Genomic DNA, 16,626 nt, shown 5'->3' on the forward strand with positions numbered 1-16,626 from the left:
CCGGCCGTGCCGTGAGCGGCCCTCCCGCGACCGGCGCCGGTCGCGGGAGGGCTCCGCTGGCTCAGCGGGCGGGCCCCGCGCCCTCCCCGGCGGCGGCCGCGCCCGCATCCGCACCCGCAGCAGTAACCGAGACCGGGACCGGGACGGGCGCCGCGGAGCCGGCGGCCCCCGGGGTCCCGGCCGGGAGGTCACGGCTCCCGCGGAGGGGACCCGACAGCAGCAGGAGCGCGCACAGGGCGTTGCCGGCGTAGAGCACCCACAGGGCGTCACGGGTGCCGAGCAGGGCGCCGAGCGCGCCGCCCAGGACGCTGCCGACCGGGATCGTCCCGTACATCACGAACCGGATGCCGGCGCCGACCCGGCCCAGCATGTCCGGCGGGCAGTACGCCTGGCGGAAGCTCACGATGATCACGTTCCCGGCGACCACCCCGGTCATCAGGCAGAACTCGCCGACCAGGAAGGCAAGCAGCCCCGCCCCGTCCGTGGTGAGGGGGATCAGCAGCCCGAACGGGCCGCTGCAGAAGGCGCACAGCAGCACCGCACGGGCCGTCCCGACCCGGCGGGCCAGCCGCGGCGACACCATCGCGCCCAGCACCCCGCCGAGACCGGCCAGCGCGATCAGGAGACCGATCACCGTGCCCGACGCCCCCACCGTCCGGCTCAGGAACAGGATCGACAGGGACTGCGCCCCGGCCAGGAACAGGTTCATCGCCGCGTCGCACAGCAGGATCGTCCGCAGGAACGGGTCCCCCGTCAGGAAGGCCGCGCCCGCACGGATCTCCCGGACCAGCGAGCGCCGCGCGGCGGGGTCCGCCGGCGGGCCCGGAGGTTCCTCCGGCGTCCGGATCCGCAGCAGCAGCACCGCGGACAGCAGGAAGCTCAGCGCGTCCGCGAGGAAACCGACGGCCGCGCTCCCGGCCTGGGCCAGCATCCCGCCCGCGCCGGGCGCGACGACCTCCGCCACCGATTCGCTGGCCTGCAGCCTGGCGTTGCCGTCGGGCAGCGCCTCGTGCGGCAGCACGGTGGGCAGGTAGGCGCCGTAGGCGGCGCGGAAGAACACGTCCGCGGTCCCGGCCAGGACGGCCACCGCCGTCAGCTGGGTGATCGTCAGCGCCTCCAGCCAGGCCGCGGCGGTCAGCGACAGCATCAGCAGCGCCGACACCGTATTGCAGACGATCATCACGGGCCGCCGGCGCATCCGGTCCGTCCACGCCCCCACGGGCAGCCCGAACAGCAGCCACGGCACCCAGGCCGCGGCGCCCAGCACCCCCATGGCGAGGGGCCCCGCGTCCAGCGTCTCCACCGCGATCAGCGGCATCAGCACCCGGGTGGCGGCGCTCCCGAACTGGCTCACCGACTCCCCGGCCCACAGCAGCCGGAAGTCGCGGTGGCGCAGCGCGCCGTGCCCGGCGCTCACCGGCCCACCGGTCCCGCGCCCGTACCGGCGCCCAGCAGTGAGGCGATCTCGGCGGCCGGCTTGGGGTCCATCATCTCGCCGTGCGCACAGGGCACTTCGTACCGGGAGACCGGGCCGGTGACGTACGGCTCCCACACCTCCGGACCGGGGACGTCGGGCTCGTGGGCGGCGCCGACCAGCGTCACCCCGCCTCGGAACACCCCCGGACGGTGCGCCGGAGCCAGCCGGTCGTGGTGGACGTACGCCTCGCCGAGTGCGGCGACCGTCCCCGCGTCGAGACCGGCCAGCGGCCCCCCGGCCGTACGGGCGGCCGCCACCAGGCCCGCCGGGGACAGCGGTCCGGATCCGCCCGCCGCGTCGTCGTCGAGCGGCGGGTGGCCGAGCGAGAGGAGCAGGTCACGCAGCGGGTCCGCCGACGGGGTCTCACCGGGTGCTGCCGGATAGCCGTCCAGCAGGACCAGCCCGGCCACCTCCTCCCCGTCCTCCTGGAGCCGGACGGCCACCGCGTGGGCGAGCAGCGCCCCGAAGGACCAGCCCAGCAGGTGGTACGGGCCGTGCGGCTGCACCCCGCGGATCCGCCCGGCGTACTCCGCGGCCATCTCGGCCACACCGGAGGCCCGCGCACCCGGCTCGCTCAGCGAACGGGACTGCAGGGCGTGCACCGGCCGTGCCGGGTCCAGGTGCTCCAGCAGGCTCCGGTACACCCAGCCCGTGCCCGCGCCGGGATGCACGCAGAACAGGGCGGGCGGCGGGGCGGACGCGCCGGGCGGCGCGGCCCGCAGGGTGACCAGCGGCGCCAGCGGGTCGCCGTCCCTGCCCTGCGCGCCGTCCCCGGACCGCGCACCGGGACCGGACCGGGCGGCGAGCCCGGCCACCGTCGGCGCGGCGAACAGGTCCGGTACGCCCAGCTCCTCGCCCAGGGCCTCGCGCACCCGGGCCATCAGCCGGGCCGCCAGCAGGGAGTGCCCGCCGAGGTCGAAGAAGCCCTCGTCGATCCCGACGGTGTCCGCCGGAACCCCCAGGACCTCGGCGAACAGGCCCGCCAGGACCTCCTCGCGGCGGTCCCGCGGCGACCGGCGCGAGGCGCCCCCGCCCGCGGCCGGCTCCGGAGCGGGCAGGGCCGCGCGGTCGAGCTTGTCGTTCGGGGTGCGCGGGAAGGCGTCGAGCACGACGAACGCGGAGGGCACCATGTGCGCCGGCAGGCCGCCGGCCAGGTGGGCGCGCAGCGCGGCCGCGTCCACCGGCGCGTCCCCGCTGCCGCTCCCGGCCCCGCCCGCGGCCGGGACCACGTACCCGACCAGCCTCTTCCCGCCGCCGGGCGCGTCGTCCCGGACGGTCACCGCGGCCCGGCCCACCCCGGGCACCGCCGCGAGCGCCGCCTCGACCTCGCCGGGTTCGATGCGGAAGCCGCGGATCTTGACCTGGTCGTCGGCGCGGCCGAGGTAGTCGATGCGGCCCTCGCGGTCCCAGCGGACCAGGTCGCCGGTGCGGTACATGCGGGCGCCGTCCTCGAACGGGCAGGCCACGAAACGCTCCGCCGTCGTCCCCGGGCGCCGCAGGTAGCCCCGGGCCAGTCCGGCCCCCGCCAGGTACAGCTCGCCGGGCACGCCCGGGGCCACCGGCCGCAGGGCCGCGTCGAGCACGTAGGCGCGGGTGTTGGCGACGGGGGTGCCGATGAGCGGGTGCCCGCTGCGGGCGGTGTCCCACCAGAGGGCGTCGACCGTGCACTCGGTGGGCCCGTACAGGTTGTGGGCGCGCAGTCCCGCGGTGGCGCGCAGCCGGCTCCACAACTGCTCGTCGGCGGCCTCTCCGCCGATCAGCAGCAGCCGCGGCGGGGCGTCGAGGAGCCCTTCCTCGACGAGGTGCGCGGCGTGGGTCGGGGTGGTGTCGAGGACGTCGATGCCCGCGTCGGCGACGTGCCGGGCCAGGGCGGCGGAATCGTGCCGCAGGTCGTCGCCGATCAGGTGGAGTTCGTGTCCGGCGATCATCCACATCAGGGCGTCCCAGGAGGCGTCGAAGGACAGGGAGGCCACCAGGGCCACCCGCAACGGACGCCCGTGCGCCGCGCGTTCCACCTCGGCCATGGTGTGGGCGCGGTGGAAGGCGTACAGGTTGCGCAGGGCCGCGTGGTCGACGACCACGCCCTTGGGCCGGCCGGTGGATCCCGAGGTGTACACGAGGTACGCGGCGTCGCCCGGCGCCGGCGTACGGGGCACCGCCACCGCGGCACCGCCCCGGGCCTCGGCATCGGCCTCGGCCTCGGGGTCCGCGTCCGTGAGCACCACGTGGACCTGCGGCAGAGGTCCGAGCGGCAGCCGCGGAGCGGTCGCGGAGTCCGTGACCAGCAGCGCCGGGGCGGAGTCGGCCAGCATGTGGGAGATCCGCCCCTCCGGATAGCCGGTGTCCACCAGGACGAGCGCCGCACCCGCCTTCAGCACGGCGAGGACGGTGGCCACCGCCGCGGGGGAGCGTGGCAGGGCGATCGCCACCACCCGCTCCGGGCCCGCCCCCGCGCGGACGAGACGCCGCGCGAGCCGGTCGGCCCACGCGTCGAGGGCGGCGAACCCGATCCGCTCGGTGCCGTGCACCAGCGCGGTGGCCCCGGGGGTGCGCGCGACGGACGCCGCGAACAGCTCGGGCAGGGTGGCGTCCGGCACGGCGAGCGCCGTGTCGTTCCACTCGGTCAGCATCCGCCGGCGCAGCTCCGGCGCCAGCGGGTCGGCGGCGCCGACCGGCAGGTCGGGCGACTCGGCGAGCGAACGCACCACCCGCTCCAGGGCCGCGGCGAGGTCCCCGGCGGTGGCGTGGTCGAACAGCTCGGCCGCGTACTCCAGGAAGCCGGAGATCCCGGCCGGGCGGCCCTCGCCGTCGCGCAGCTCCCGGACGTCCAGGGTCAGGTCGAACTGGGCGACGTCGAAGCGGAAGGGCTCGGCGCGGACGTCGAGACCGGGCAGGGCGAGGGTCTCGTCCCCGCCGTCCTGCACCTGCAGCAGGACCTGGAAGAGCGGGTGCCGGGAGAGGGACCGCTCGGGGTTGACCGCCTCCACCACCCGTTCGAAGGGCACGTCCTGGTGCTCGAAGGCGGCGAGGTCGCTCTCGCGCACCCGTTCCAGGAGTTCGGCGAAGGTCGGGTCGCCGGAGAGGTCGGTGCGCAGGACGAGGGTGTTGACGAAGAAGCCGACCAGGTCGTCCAGGGCCTCGTCGGAGCGGCCTGCCACGACCGTGCCCAGCGGGACGTCGGTGCCGGCGCCCAGCCGGGACAGGGTCACGGCCAGCGCCGCCTGCACCACCATGAACAGGGTGCAGCCGTGCCGGCGGGCCAGCTCCAGCAGCCGTCCGTGCAGGGCCGCGTCCAGCGCCACGGGGACCGCGCCGCCGGCGTGGCTCGCCACGGCCGGCCTCGGCCGGTCGGACGGCAGGGCGAGTTCGGCCGGTGCCCCGGCCAGTCCGGCCTTCCAGAAGGCCAGTTGGCGTGCGCCCCGGCTCTCCGGGTCCTCCTCCGCGCCGAGCAGCTCCCGCTGCCACAGCGTGTAGTCGGCGTACTGCACGGGCAGCGGCTCGAACCGGGGTGCGGCGCCCGCGCACCGGGCGGCGTAGGCCTGCGCCAGGTCCCGGAAGAGCGGCCCCCAGGACCAGCCGTCGAGTGCGATGTGGTGCACCACCAGGGCGAGCACCCACTCCTGCGGCCCGGCCGGGATCAGCGCCGCCCGTACGGGGGGCCGCGCGGCCAGGTCGAACGGACGGGCCAGCAGGGCGTCCAGCACGGCGGCCGTCCCCTCGGGGCCGCACTGCGGCTCCTCCAGCACCACACTGCCGCCCGCGGGCAGCACCCGCTGGTACGGTTCGCCCCCCGCTTCCGGGAACATCGTCCGCAGGGCCTCGTGCCGGTCGGTGACGTCCCCCAGGGCCCGGGTCAGCGCCACGGTGTCCAGCGGGCCGTGCAGCCGCAACGCGAACGGGCAGTGGTAGCCGGCCGACTGGCCCGCCCGGCTCAGGAACCACATCCTGCGCTGCGCCGCCGACAGCGGCGGAGCGTCCGGCCGGTCGGCGGCCGCGGTCAGCGCGGGACGGGGAGCGTCCCCGCCACCGGCCTCCGCCGCCAGACAGGCGGCCAGTCCGGCCACCGTCGGGTGGGAGAAGAGCTGCCGGATGCCCAGGTCGCCCCCGAGGACGGTCCGGATCCGCGACAGCAGCCGGGTCGCCAGCAGCGAGTGGCCGCCCAGTTCGAAGAAGCCGTCCTCGGCGCCCACCGACGCCACCCCCAGCACCTGGGCGAACAGCTCCGCCAGGAGCTCCTCGCGCAGCCCGCGCGGGGCCCGCGAGGAGGACCCCGAGGAGAGGTCCGGAGCCGGCAGCGCGCCGCGGTCCAGCTTCCCGTTCCGGTTCGTCGGCAGGGCGTCCAGGACCACGACGGCCGACGGGACCATGTGCTCCGGCAGTTCACCGGCCAGGCGCCGGCGCAGCGCGGCCGGCTCGGCGGTGCGCCCCGCGGCGGGGACCACGTACGCCACGAGACGCTTGCCCCCGGGACCGCCGTCGCGGGCGACCACCACGGCCTGCGCCAGCTCCGGGCAGTCCCGCAGACGGGCCTCGATCTCGCCGGGTTCGATGCGGAAGCCGCGGATCTTGACCTGGTCGTCGGCGCGGCCGAGGTAGTCGATGCGGCCCTCGCGGTCCCAGCGGACCAGGTCGCCGGTGCGGTACATGCGGGCGCCGTCCTCGAACGGGCAGGCCACGAACCGGCCGGCCGTCAGGGCGGGACGCCCCAGGTATCCGCGGGCCAGGCCGGGCCCGGCCAGGTACAGCTCGCCCGGCACACCGGGGGCGACGGGCCGCAGCCCCGCGTCCAGCACATAGGCGCGGGTGTTGGCGAGCGGCCGGCCCACGAGCGGGTGCTCGCTGAGCGCCGCGTCCCACCACAGCGTGTCGACGCTGCACTCGGTGGGACCGTAGAGGTTGTGGCAGAGCATGCCCTCGGCGGCGCGCACCCTGGTCCACAGGGCCGCTCCCGCCGCCTCCCCGCCGAGCAGCAGCACCGCGGGCCGGTGGGCGGGATCGTCCAGCAGCCCCTCCTCGACGAGCTGTTCGGCGTGGGTCGGGGTCACGTCGAGGGCGTCGATGCCGGCCCGGGCGATGTGGCGCACCAGGGCGTGCGCGTCCCGCCGGGTGTCGTCGTCGATCAGGTGGAGCTCGTGCCCGGCCACCATCCACAGCAGCCCCTCCCACGAGGTGTCGAAGGACAGGGCGGCGGTCAGCGCCATGCGCATCCGGCGTCCGCCGTGCCGTTCCTCCGCGCGGGCGATCACCCCGGCCCGGTGGAAGGCGTACAGGTTGCGCAGCCCCGCGTGGTCGATGACCACCCCCTTGGGTTCGCCCGTCGAGCCCGAGGTGTGGATCACGTACGCGGCACTGCCGGGCAGGATCCGGCGGCCCGGGACCGGACCGGCGGGAGCCGGCCCGGCCGGGCCGGGGGCGTCGGTGAACACCCGGAGCGCACCGGTGTCCGGGAGCGCCGGGGCGGTCGCACGGTCGGTGACCACGGTGGTCGCGGTGCCCAGCAGGCGGGCGATCCGCTCGGCCGGGTAGTCCGTGTCGACGGGGACGAAGGCCGCGCCCGCCTTGAGCACCGCGAGCAGCGCCACGACCGAGTCGGCGGACCGCGGCAGGGCGAGGGCCACCAGGTGTTCCGGGCCGACTCCGTGCCCGGCGAGCCGGTGGGCCAGCTCGTCGGCGCGCGCGTCGAGCGCGGCGAAGCTCAGCCGGGTGTCCCCGGACACGAGCGCGGTCGCCCCGGGGGTGCGGGCGGCCTGTGCCTCGAAGATCTCGGGCAGGGTGGCGGCGGGCACCGCGACGGCCGTGTCGTTCCAGCGGGTCAGGACCTGCTCGCGCTCCTCGGCGGAGAGCGGGTCGGCCATGCCGACCGGGGCGTCGGGGGCCGCGGCGAGCTGGGCCAGCACCCGGGTGAGGGCGGCGGCGATCCCCTCGGCGGTGGCCGGGTCGAAGAGGTCCGTCGCGTACTCCAGGGCTCCGCCGATCCCGGCGGGCGAACCGTCCTCGTCCCGGCGTTCCTGGAAGTCGGCGGTGAGGTCGAACTTGGCGACGTCCCAGCCGACGGGCTCCTCGGCGCAGGCCGTGCCGGGCAGGGCGAAGGCGGGGCCCCCGCCGCTCTCCAGGGTCAGCATGACCTGGAAGAGGGGGTGGCGGGCGAGGGAGCGTTCCGGGTTGACCGCCTCGACGACCTGCTCGAACGGGACGTCCTGGTGTTCGAAGGCGGTGAGGTCGGTTTCGCGGATGCGTTCGAGGAGTTGGGTGAAGGTGGGGTCTCCGGTGAGGTCGGTGCGCAGGACGAGGGTGTTGACGAAGAAGCCGACGAGGTCGTCGAGTGCTTCGTCGGTGCGGCCGGCGACGACGGTGCCGAGGGGGATGTCGGTGCCGGCTCCGAGGCGGGAGAGGAGGACGGAGAGTCCTGCTTGGAGGACCATGAAGAGGGTGCAGTGGTGGGTGCGGGCGAGGTCGGTGAGGCGGGTGTGGAGTGCGGCGTCGAGTTCGAGGGGGACGGAGCCGCCGGTGAAGCTCGCGACGGGCGGGCGGGGCCGGTCGTGGGGCAGGGCGAGTTCGGCGGGGGCCCCGGCCAGCTCCCTCCTCCAGAAGCCCAGTTGGTGGCTCAGGAGGGAGTCGGGGTCGCCCTCCTCGCCGAGCACCTCCCGCTGCCACAGGGTGTAGTCCCGGTACTGGACGGGCAGCGGCTCGAAGGCGGGCGCGGCGCCGGAGCACCGGGCGGTGTAGGCGGTGGCCAGGTCGCCCAGCAGCGGTCGCCAGGACCAGCCGTCGGTGGCGATGTGGTGGAGCACCAGCGACAGCACCCACTCCTCCCGGCCGACCGAGAACAGGTGTGCGCGCAGCGGCAGTTCCGTCGTGAGGTCGAAGTGGTGGCCGGCCTCGGCTGCCAGCGCCGCCGGGAGCTCCTCCTCCCCGGTCGGGGTGACGGGCAGTTCCGGTGTCCGCTCGGTGACCTGCTGCACCGGTTCGCCGTCCACCTCGGGGAACACCGTCCGCAGCACCTCGTGCCGGGTGGTCAGGTCGGCCAGGGCTTCGGCCAGCGCCCGCGGGTCGAGGGGACCGCTGATCCGGGTGGTCAGCGGGCAGTTGTAGGCGGAGCCGGTCTCGCCGAGCCGGCTGAGGAACCACAGCCGCCGCTGGGCGAACGAAACGGGGAACACGGGGCCTCCGGGGGCGTGCGGGGCGGTGCGGGGGGCGGGGGACGGATCAGACATCGGCGGCGCGCCGGAGGGTGGGGCGGGCCTTGGGTGCGTCGGCGAGCAGGGCGGCGGTCCGCGCGGGGGTCGGGTGCTGGAACAGCTGGCGGATCTTCAGCTCCCGTCCCAGCTCGGCCCGGATCCTGCTGATCAGCCGGGTCACCAGCAGGGAGTGACCGCCCAGGGCGAAGAAGTTGTCGTCCGGGCCGACCTCCTCCCTGCCGAGGACCTCGGCGTACAGGGCGCGCACCCGGTCCTCGGCTGTGTCGCCCGGCGCGGCGTCCGGACCGGGCGCTGCGGGCGAGGAGGCACCGGCGCGCGGGGCGGGGCCGTCGGCGGAGCCGACCGGCCGGTCCGGTGCGTCGGCGAGCCCCCGCAGCAGCCGCGCCAGGTCCTCGGCCAGCCGCTCGGCACTCGTACGGTCGAACAGGTCGACCGCGTAGGTGAGTTCGCCCGAGAGGCCGTCCGGCGTGCCGGCGGCGGTCCGCCGCTCGGCGAGGTCCACGCCGAGGTCGAACTTCGACACGGGCCACTCGACGGGGTGCGGCCGGGCCGTCACTCCCGGCAGCCGCGGCAGCGCCGGCGGCTCGTTCTGCACCTGGAGCATCACCTGGAAGAGGGGGTGCCGGGCGAGGGAGCGCTCCGGGTTCACCCCCAGGACCACCTGCTCGAAGGGGACGTCCTGGTGCTCGAGGGCGGTGAGGTCGGTTTCGCGGATGCGTTCGAGGAGTTGGGTGAAGGTGGGGTCTCCGGTGAGGTCGGTGCGCAGGACGAGGGTGTTGACGAAGAAGCCGACGAGGTCGTCGAGTGCTTCGTCGGTGCGGCCGGCGACGACGGTGCCGAGGGGGATGTCGGTGCCGGCTCCGAGGCGGGAGAGGAGGACGGAGAGTCCTGCTTGGAGGACCATGAAGAGGGTGCAGTGGTGGGTGCGGGCGAGGTCGGTGAGGCGGGTGTGGAGTGCGGCGTCGAGTTCGAGGGGGACGGAGCCGCCGGTGAAGCTCGCGACGGGCGGGCGGGGCCGGTCGTGGGGCAGGGCGAGTTCGGCGGGGGCCCCGGCCAGCTCCCTCCTCCAGAAGTCCAGCTGACGGGTCAGCAGGGATTCCGGGTCGTCCGCCGCGCCCAGGACGGTGCGCTGCCACAGCGTGTGGTCCCGGTACCGGACGGGCAGCGGCTCGAAGGCGGGCGCGGCGCCGGAGCACCGGGCGGTGTAGGCGGTGGCCAGGTCGGTGAGGAGGGGTCCCCAGGACCAGCCGTCGGTGGCGATGTGGTGGAGCACCAGCACCAGCACCCACTCCTCCCCGCCCAGCTCCAGCAGGCGCGCCCGCAGCGGGAGTTCCGCCGCGATGTCGAAGCGGTGGCCGGTCACCTCGCGGACGGCGTCCGCGAGGCCGGTGGCCGCGTCCACCCGGCGGACCTCCAGCGCGGCCCCGGCCGCGGGCGGCTCCAGCAGCCGGATCACCGGCTCGCCGTCGCGCTCGTCGAAGACCGTCCGCAGCACCTCGTGCCGGGCCACCAGGTCGCCGAGGGCCAGATCGAGCGCCGCCGGGTCCAGGGCACCCGTCAGCCGGTAGGCGAAGGGCACGTTGTGGTGGGCGGAGGGGCCCTCCGCCTGGTGCGCGAACCACAGCCGGTGCTGGGCCGACGACAGCGGCACCTCCTGCCCCGGCTCGGACCGGCGCAGCGGCGGCCGGGCCGAGCCGGCGCTGCCGGCCAGCTCGGCCAGGGCGGCGACGGTCTGCGCGCGGAACACGTCGCGCACCGACAGCTCGACCCCGAGGGCCGTACGGACCCTGCTGACCAGGCGGGTCGCCAGCAGCGAGTGGCCGCCCAGGTCGAAGAAGCCGGCGTCGGCGGCGACCGCTTCCAGGCCGAGCACCTCGGCGAAGAGCCCCGCGAGGATCTCCTCGCGCGGCGTCCGGGGCGCCCGTCCGCCGCCGACGGGCCGGGCGGGCTCGGGCAGGGCCCGGTAGTCCACCTTTCCGTTCGGGGTCAGTGGCAGGGCGTCGAGGACGGTGACGTGCGAGGGCATCATGTAGCCGGGCAGCAGCCGCTCCAGCGCGCGCCGCACCCCTGGTCCGGTGACCTCCCCGACGACGTACCCGGCGAGCCCCTTCTCGCCGTCCGCGCTCCTCCGTACGGCCACCACCGCCTGGCGGACCCCGGGGCAGGCGGCCAAAGCCGCCTCCACCTCCCCGGGCTCCACCCGGAACCCGCGCACCTTCACCTGGTCGTCGGCCCGGCCCAGGAACTCCAGCAGCCCGTCGGCCCGGTGCCGCGCGAGGTCGCCGGTGCGGTACATGCGCGTCCCCGGCGGCCCGAACGGGTCCGCGACGAACCGTTCGGCGGTCGCCGCGGGCCGCCGGTGGTAGCCGCGCGCCACGCCGCAGCCGGCGAGGTACAGCTCCCCGGGCGTGCCCGGCGGGACCAGCCGCAGCCGCTCGTCCAGCACGTAGACGCGGGAGCCGTCGAGAGGCCGGCCGATCGGCACCGGGCCGTCCGCCTCCTCGGCCCGTGCGACCAGGTGGGAGGTGGCGCACAGGGTGGCCTCCGTGGGCCCGTACAGGTGGCGGACCACCGTGTCCGGGCAGGCCTCCAGTACCGCCCGGACCGCCGCCGGACTCACCACGTCGCCCCCGGTCAGCACCTCCCGGACGGTGGCCAGGAGCCCGGGGGACTCCTCGGCGACCACCCGGAACAGCCCGGCGGTCAGGTGCACGGCGGTGATCCGGTGCTCCCGGAGCAGCGCGCCCAGGGTCGCGACGGTCGGCTCGCCCTCCGGGGCCACGACCACCTGCCAGCCCGACAGCAGCGCCACCCACAGCTCGTAGTCGGCGATGTCGAAGGCGTGCGGGGCGTGGAAGAGGACCCGCTCGGCGCCCCGCGTGTGCCAGCCCCGGTCGGCCACCAGGTCCAGGAGGTCCCGGTGGGTGACGGCGACGCCCTTGGGCTCACCCGTCGAGCCCGAGGTGTGCATCAGGCAGGCGAGCTGCCCGGGGGCGTACGGCGCCGGCGTGAAGGGCGCGCCGTCCTGCGCGGCGCCGGCTCCGGGGTCCGCCGCGCCGACCAGGACCGTCGGCATGCCCTCCGGACCGAGCCCGGCGTGCGCCCGGTCGACCAGCAGGACGGCACATCCCGCGGCCTCCAGGATCCGCCGGCTGCGCGCGGCCGGCTGACCGGTGTGCAGCGGCACGTACGCGCCGCCCGCCTTGAGCACGGCCAGCATCGCCACGACCACCTCGGGCGAACGGCCCATCAGCAGACCGACCGGGGTCTCGGCGGTGACGCCGAGCCCGGCCAGGCGCCGGGCCAGCCGGTCCGCGCGCCGGTCGAGCTCCCCGTACGTGATCGCGTCCGGGCCGCTGACGAGGGCGACGGTGGCCGGGTGCAGCGCGGCCCGCCGGGCGAACTCCAGGTGCACGGCTTTCCCGGGGACCTCCGGCGGCGCCGCCGGGAGCCAGTCGCCCAGCAGCAGCCGGCGCTCCTGCGGCAGCAGCACCTCCAGGTCCGAGACCCGCCCGCGGGGCGCGCGCACGGCGGCCGCGAGCACGCCGCGCAGCCGCTCCACGAGGGCGCGCACGGTGGCCTCGTCGAAGAGCCCGGTACGGTACTTGGCCACGCCGCGCAGCCCCTCGCCGGCGCCGGCCCCCTCGGTGAACTGCAGCGCCAGCTCGAACTCGGCCTGCGGCACGTCCACCTCCTCGGTCCGCGCGACCAACCCGGGCAGCTCGAGGGCCGCGGCGGACGCGGCCCGGCGCATCGTCAGCGCCACCTGGAACAAGGGGTGGTGGGCGAGCGAACGGCGCGGGTTGACCGCCTCCACGACCTGCTCGAAGGGCACGTCCTGGTGGGCGAACGCCGCCAGGTCCGTCTCCCGCACCCGCTCCAGGAGTTCGGCGAAGGTCGGGTCGCCGGAGAGGTCGGTGCGCAGGACGAGGGTGTTGACGAAGAAGCCGACCAGGTCGTCCAGGGCCTCGTCGGAGCGGCCCGCCACGACCGTGCCCAGCGGGACGTCGGTGCCGGCGCCCAGCCGGGACAGCACCACGGCCAGCGCGGCCTGCAGCACCATGAAGACCGTGCACCCGTGCGTCCTGGCCAGCGCCTCCAGCTCCGCCGTCAGCGCCGCGTCCAGAGCGAAGGGCACGGCCGCGCCCGCCGGATCGGCCACCGGGGGCCGGGGCCGGTCCGTGGGCAGCGCGGGCTCCTCAGGCAGCCCCGCCAGCGCGGTGCGCCAGTGCTCCAGCTGCTCCTCGCCGACGGCGTCCAGCAGGGTGCGCTGCCAGAGCGCGTAGTCGGCGTACTGCACGGCCAGCGGCGACCGCGCGCTGGTGCCGGCCCGGCCCGTACGGGCGGCGTACGCGGCCGACAGGTCGCCCAGCAGGGGACCCCAGGACTCGCCGTCGGTGGCGATGTGGTGCAGGGCCAGCACCAGGGTGTGCCGTTCGGGTCCGGCCACCAGCAGCGCGGCCCGCAGCGGAGCCTCCGCCGCCAGGTCGAAGGGCCGGCCTGCGATCTCCGCGACGTCCGCGCGGTCCGCGTCGAGGAGCTCCAGGACGGGCCCGCACGGCGGCAGGACCACCTGGCGGGGTTCGCCGTCGGACTCCGGGTGGACGGTGCGCAGGATCTCGTGCCGCCCGGTCACGTCGGCCAGGGCGCCCCGCAGCGCGTCCACGTCGAGCGGACCGTCCAGCGCCACGGCGACCACGCTGTGGTAGGCCGGGTTCGGCCCGTCGAGCCGGTCGAGGAACCACAGCCGCCGCTGCGCCGGGGACAGGGGCAGCTCCGGCGGGCGGGGACCGGGGCGCAGCGCGGGCCGGGCCCCGGCCGCACCGTCGACCAGGGCGGCCAGCGCCGCCGGGGTGCGCGCGGTGAACACCTCACGGATGCCCAGCTCCGCGCCGAACGCGCCGCGCACCTGCGCCACCAGCCGCATCGCCAGCAGCGAATGGCCGCCCAGCTCGAAGAAGTCCTCGTCGGCGGCCACCTCCGGCAGGCCCAGGACGGAGGCGAACAGGCCCGTCAGGATCCGCTCCCGCTCGGTGCGGCCGCCCCGCCCGCCGGAGCGCCGGGCGGGCGCGGGCAGGGCCCGCCGGTCGAGCTTGCCGTTCGCGGTGACGGGCAGCGCGTCGAGGACGACCACGGCCGGAACCATGTGCTCGGGCAGCGCGGCCGCCAGGGCGGTGCGCACCCCGGCCGCGGTCGGGGCCGCGCCGGGCGCGGGCACCACGTAGGCCACCAGACGCGGGTCGCCGGGGCGGTCCTCGCGGACGACGACCGCCGCGTGGGAGACGCCGTCGCAGGCGGCCGCGGCGTTCTGCACCTCGCCGAGCTCGACGCGGAAGCCGCGGATCTTCACCTGGTCGTCGGTGCGCCCCAGGTACTCCAGGACGCCGTCGGACCGCCAGCGCACCAGGTCGCCGGTGCGGTACATGCGGGCGCCGGCCTCGAAGGGGCAGGCCACGAAGCGTTCCGCGGTCAGCCCGGGCCGGCCCAGGTAGCCGCGGGCCAGCTGGACGCCGGCGAGGTACAGCTCGCCGGCGGTGCCGGGCGCCACCGGCCGCAGCGCGCCGTCCAGGACGTACGTACGGGTGTTGGCGGCGGGCCGGCCGATCGGCACGGTCCGGTCCCCGGCCCGGCACGCCCACAGGGTGACGTCGACCGCGGCCTCGGTCGGGCCGTAGAGGTTGTGCAGCACCGCCCCGGGCAGCACCCGGTAGAAGGTGTCCTGGGTGTGCGGGGACAGCGCCTCGCCACTGGCGATCACCCGGCGCAGCGAGCGGCTCCGGGCCGCGGCGGGCTCGCGCAGGAACACGTCCAGCATGGACGGCACGAAGTGCGCGGTGGTGACGGCCTCCCGCTCGATCAGGGCGGCCAGGTAGGCGGGGTCCTGGTGGCCCCCCGGCGTGGCCACGACCAGCGTCGCGCCCGTCAGCAGCGGCCAGAAGAACTCCCACACCGACACGTCGAATCCGGCGGGGGTCTTCTGCAGCACCCGGTCGCCGGGGCCGAGACCGTACTCGCGCTGCATCCACTCCAGCCGGTTGACGATGGCCCGGTGCGGGACGAGCGCCCCCTTGGGGCGGCCGGTGGACCCGGAGGTGAAGATCGCGTACGCCGGGTGGTCCGGGAGGACGACGGGCCGGGGCGCGGAGGGCGCCGCCGGGAGCGGGGCGTCCAGCCTCAGCGTCGGCGTTCCCGCGGTCTCCCAGCCGGTGCTCAGCACCAGGGCCGGGGCCGCGTCGGCGATGATGCCGAGGTTGCGGCCGTCGGGCTGGGCCGGATCGACGGGCAGGTAGGCCGCCCCGGCCCGGAGCACCCCGCACAGGGCGACGACCAGGTCGAGGGAGCGCGGCACGGCCACCGCGACCAGGCTCTCCGTACCGATGCCCCGGGCGGCCAGGACGTCGGCGAGGCGGTCCGCCCGCTCCTCCAGCTCGCGGTAGGTGAGGGACTCGCCCTCGAAGACGACTGCGGTGGAGTCCGGTGTGCGGGCGGCCTGCTGCGCGAGCTGCGCGGTCAGGGTGGTGGCGGGCAGCTCGGCGGAGGTGTCGTTCCACTCGGAGAGGACCCGCCGGCGCTCGGCCGGGGTCAGCGCGTCCAGGGTGTCGACCGGCGCGTCCGGGTCGGCGGTCCAGCGTTCCAACAGCCGCACCAGCCGCTCGCCCAGCTCCCGCACCCGCCGGGTGGCGAGGAGTTCGGGGTGGTGGCTCAGCCGCAGGCCGAGGCGGGCGCCCGGCTCGACGACGAGGGTGAGCGGGAAGTGCGTGGTGTCCCGGAACCGGATCCGCGCCTCCAGGTCGAACCCGGGCAGGTCGAGCGCGTAGTCGCTCATCGGGAAGTTCTCGAAGACCAGGTTCGTGTCGAACAGCGCCGAGGAGGATCCGGCCAGCTGCTGGATCCGGGTCAGCGCCAGGTGGTCGTGGTCCACCAGCGCGGCGCGCTGCCGCTGGAGCTCCGCGCAGATCCCGCGCAGCGGGGCGGAGGCGTCGATCCGGGCCCGCACCGGGACGGTGTTGATGAGCATGCCGATCATGTGCTCGGATCCCGGGAGTTCGGCCGGGCGGCCGCTGACCGTGCAGCCGAACACCACGTCGTCCTGTCCGGTGGTCCGGGCCAGGAGCGCCGCCCAGGCGCCCTGGACCAGACCGGTCAGCAGCAGCCCGCACTCCCGGGCCCGCGCGGTCAGCGCCGCGGTCGCCGTCTCGTCCAGCCGCAGCACCACGTCCTCGGGGGTCGCGCCGGGGGAGACCCGGCCGGAGCCCGTGGCGATCCGGGTGGGCGCGCCGAGACCGGCCAGGGCGGCGCTCCAGGCCGCCTCCGCGGCGGGGCGGTCGCCGGCGGCCACATGGGCCAGGTAGTCCCGGTACGGCCGGACCGGCTCCGGCTCCCCGCCCCCGTACAGGGTGAACAGCTCGCGGAAGAGCAGCCCGAACGACCATCCGTCCAGCAGGATGTGATGGGCCGTCACCAGCAGGCGGTGCCGGTCGCCCGCCAGCCGCAGCAGGGTGAAGCGCAGCAGCGGGGGACGGCGGCTGTCGACCCCCCGGGCCCAGTCCTCCTCGGTCAGCTCCACGGCCCGGTCCTCGGCCCGCCCGGCCGGCAGACCGCCGAGGTCGTGCTCCTGCCAGGCCGGTTCCATGTCCCCGCGGACGACCTGGACGGGGTCGCCGTTCTTCCGGTGCGTGAGCACGACCCGCAGACTGGCGTGGCGGCGCAGCAGCTCCCCGGCGGCCCGGCGGAGCCGTGCGGCGTCGAGCGCCCCGTCCAGGTCGACGGTGAACTGCGCGATGTAGAGGTGCTTGGACTCCTCGTCGTACCCGGAGTGGAAGAGCATGCCCTCCTGCAGCGGGGAGAGCGGCAGGACGTCCTCGATGGCCGGCCGGGTGGTGTTCATGACTGGTTCGCTTTCTGGGGAGTCCGCCGGGGCGGCGGCCGCCGTCGGGGAACGACGGGGGA

At 76.3% G+C, this 16,626-nt stretch carries 3 protein-coding genes; all 3 read right to left on the reverse strand.

Going from position 1 to position 16,626, the window contains the following annotated elements:
• Nucleotides 1-61: 61 nt before the first annotated feature.
• Genes ACPU2J_RS31770 through ACPU2J_RS31780 form a run of 3 tightly spaced genes read right to left on the reverse strand, consistent with a single transcriptional unit; the run spans nt 62 to nt 16,564 of the window.
• Entirely contained in the window at nt 62-1,417 is a 1,356-nt protein-coding gene (locus tag ACPU2J_RS31770) for an MFS transporter (protein WP_423834604.1), read from the reverse strand.
• Nucleotides 1,414-8,637, reverse strand: coding sequence for an amino acid adenylation domain-containing protein (locus ACPU2J_RS31775; protein ID WP_423834605.1), 7,224 nt, complete (start codon nt 8,635-8,637; stop codon nt 1,414-1,416). The genes ACPU2J_RS31770 and ACPU2J_RS31775 overlap by 4 nt, the downstream gene beginning before the upstream one ends.
• Before the next feature lie 46 nt (nt 8,638-8,683).
• Complete coding sequence (locus tag ACPU2J_RS31780) at nt 8,684-16,564, reverse strand: amino acid adenylation domain-containing protein (RefSeq protein ID WP_423834606.1); 7,881 nt, start codon at nt 16,562-16,564, stop codon at nt 8,684-8,686.
• Nucleotides 16,565-16,626 lie beyond the last annotated feature (62 nt).

This window comes from Streptomyces manipurensis, assembly GCF_049570255.1.
Lineage (GTDB): Bacteria > Actinomycetota > Actinomycetes > Streptomycetales > Streptomycetaceae > Streptomyces > Streptomyces manipurensis.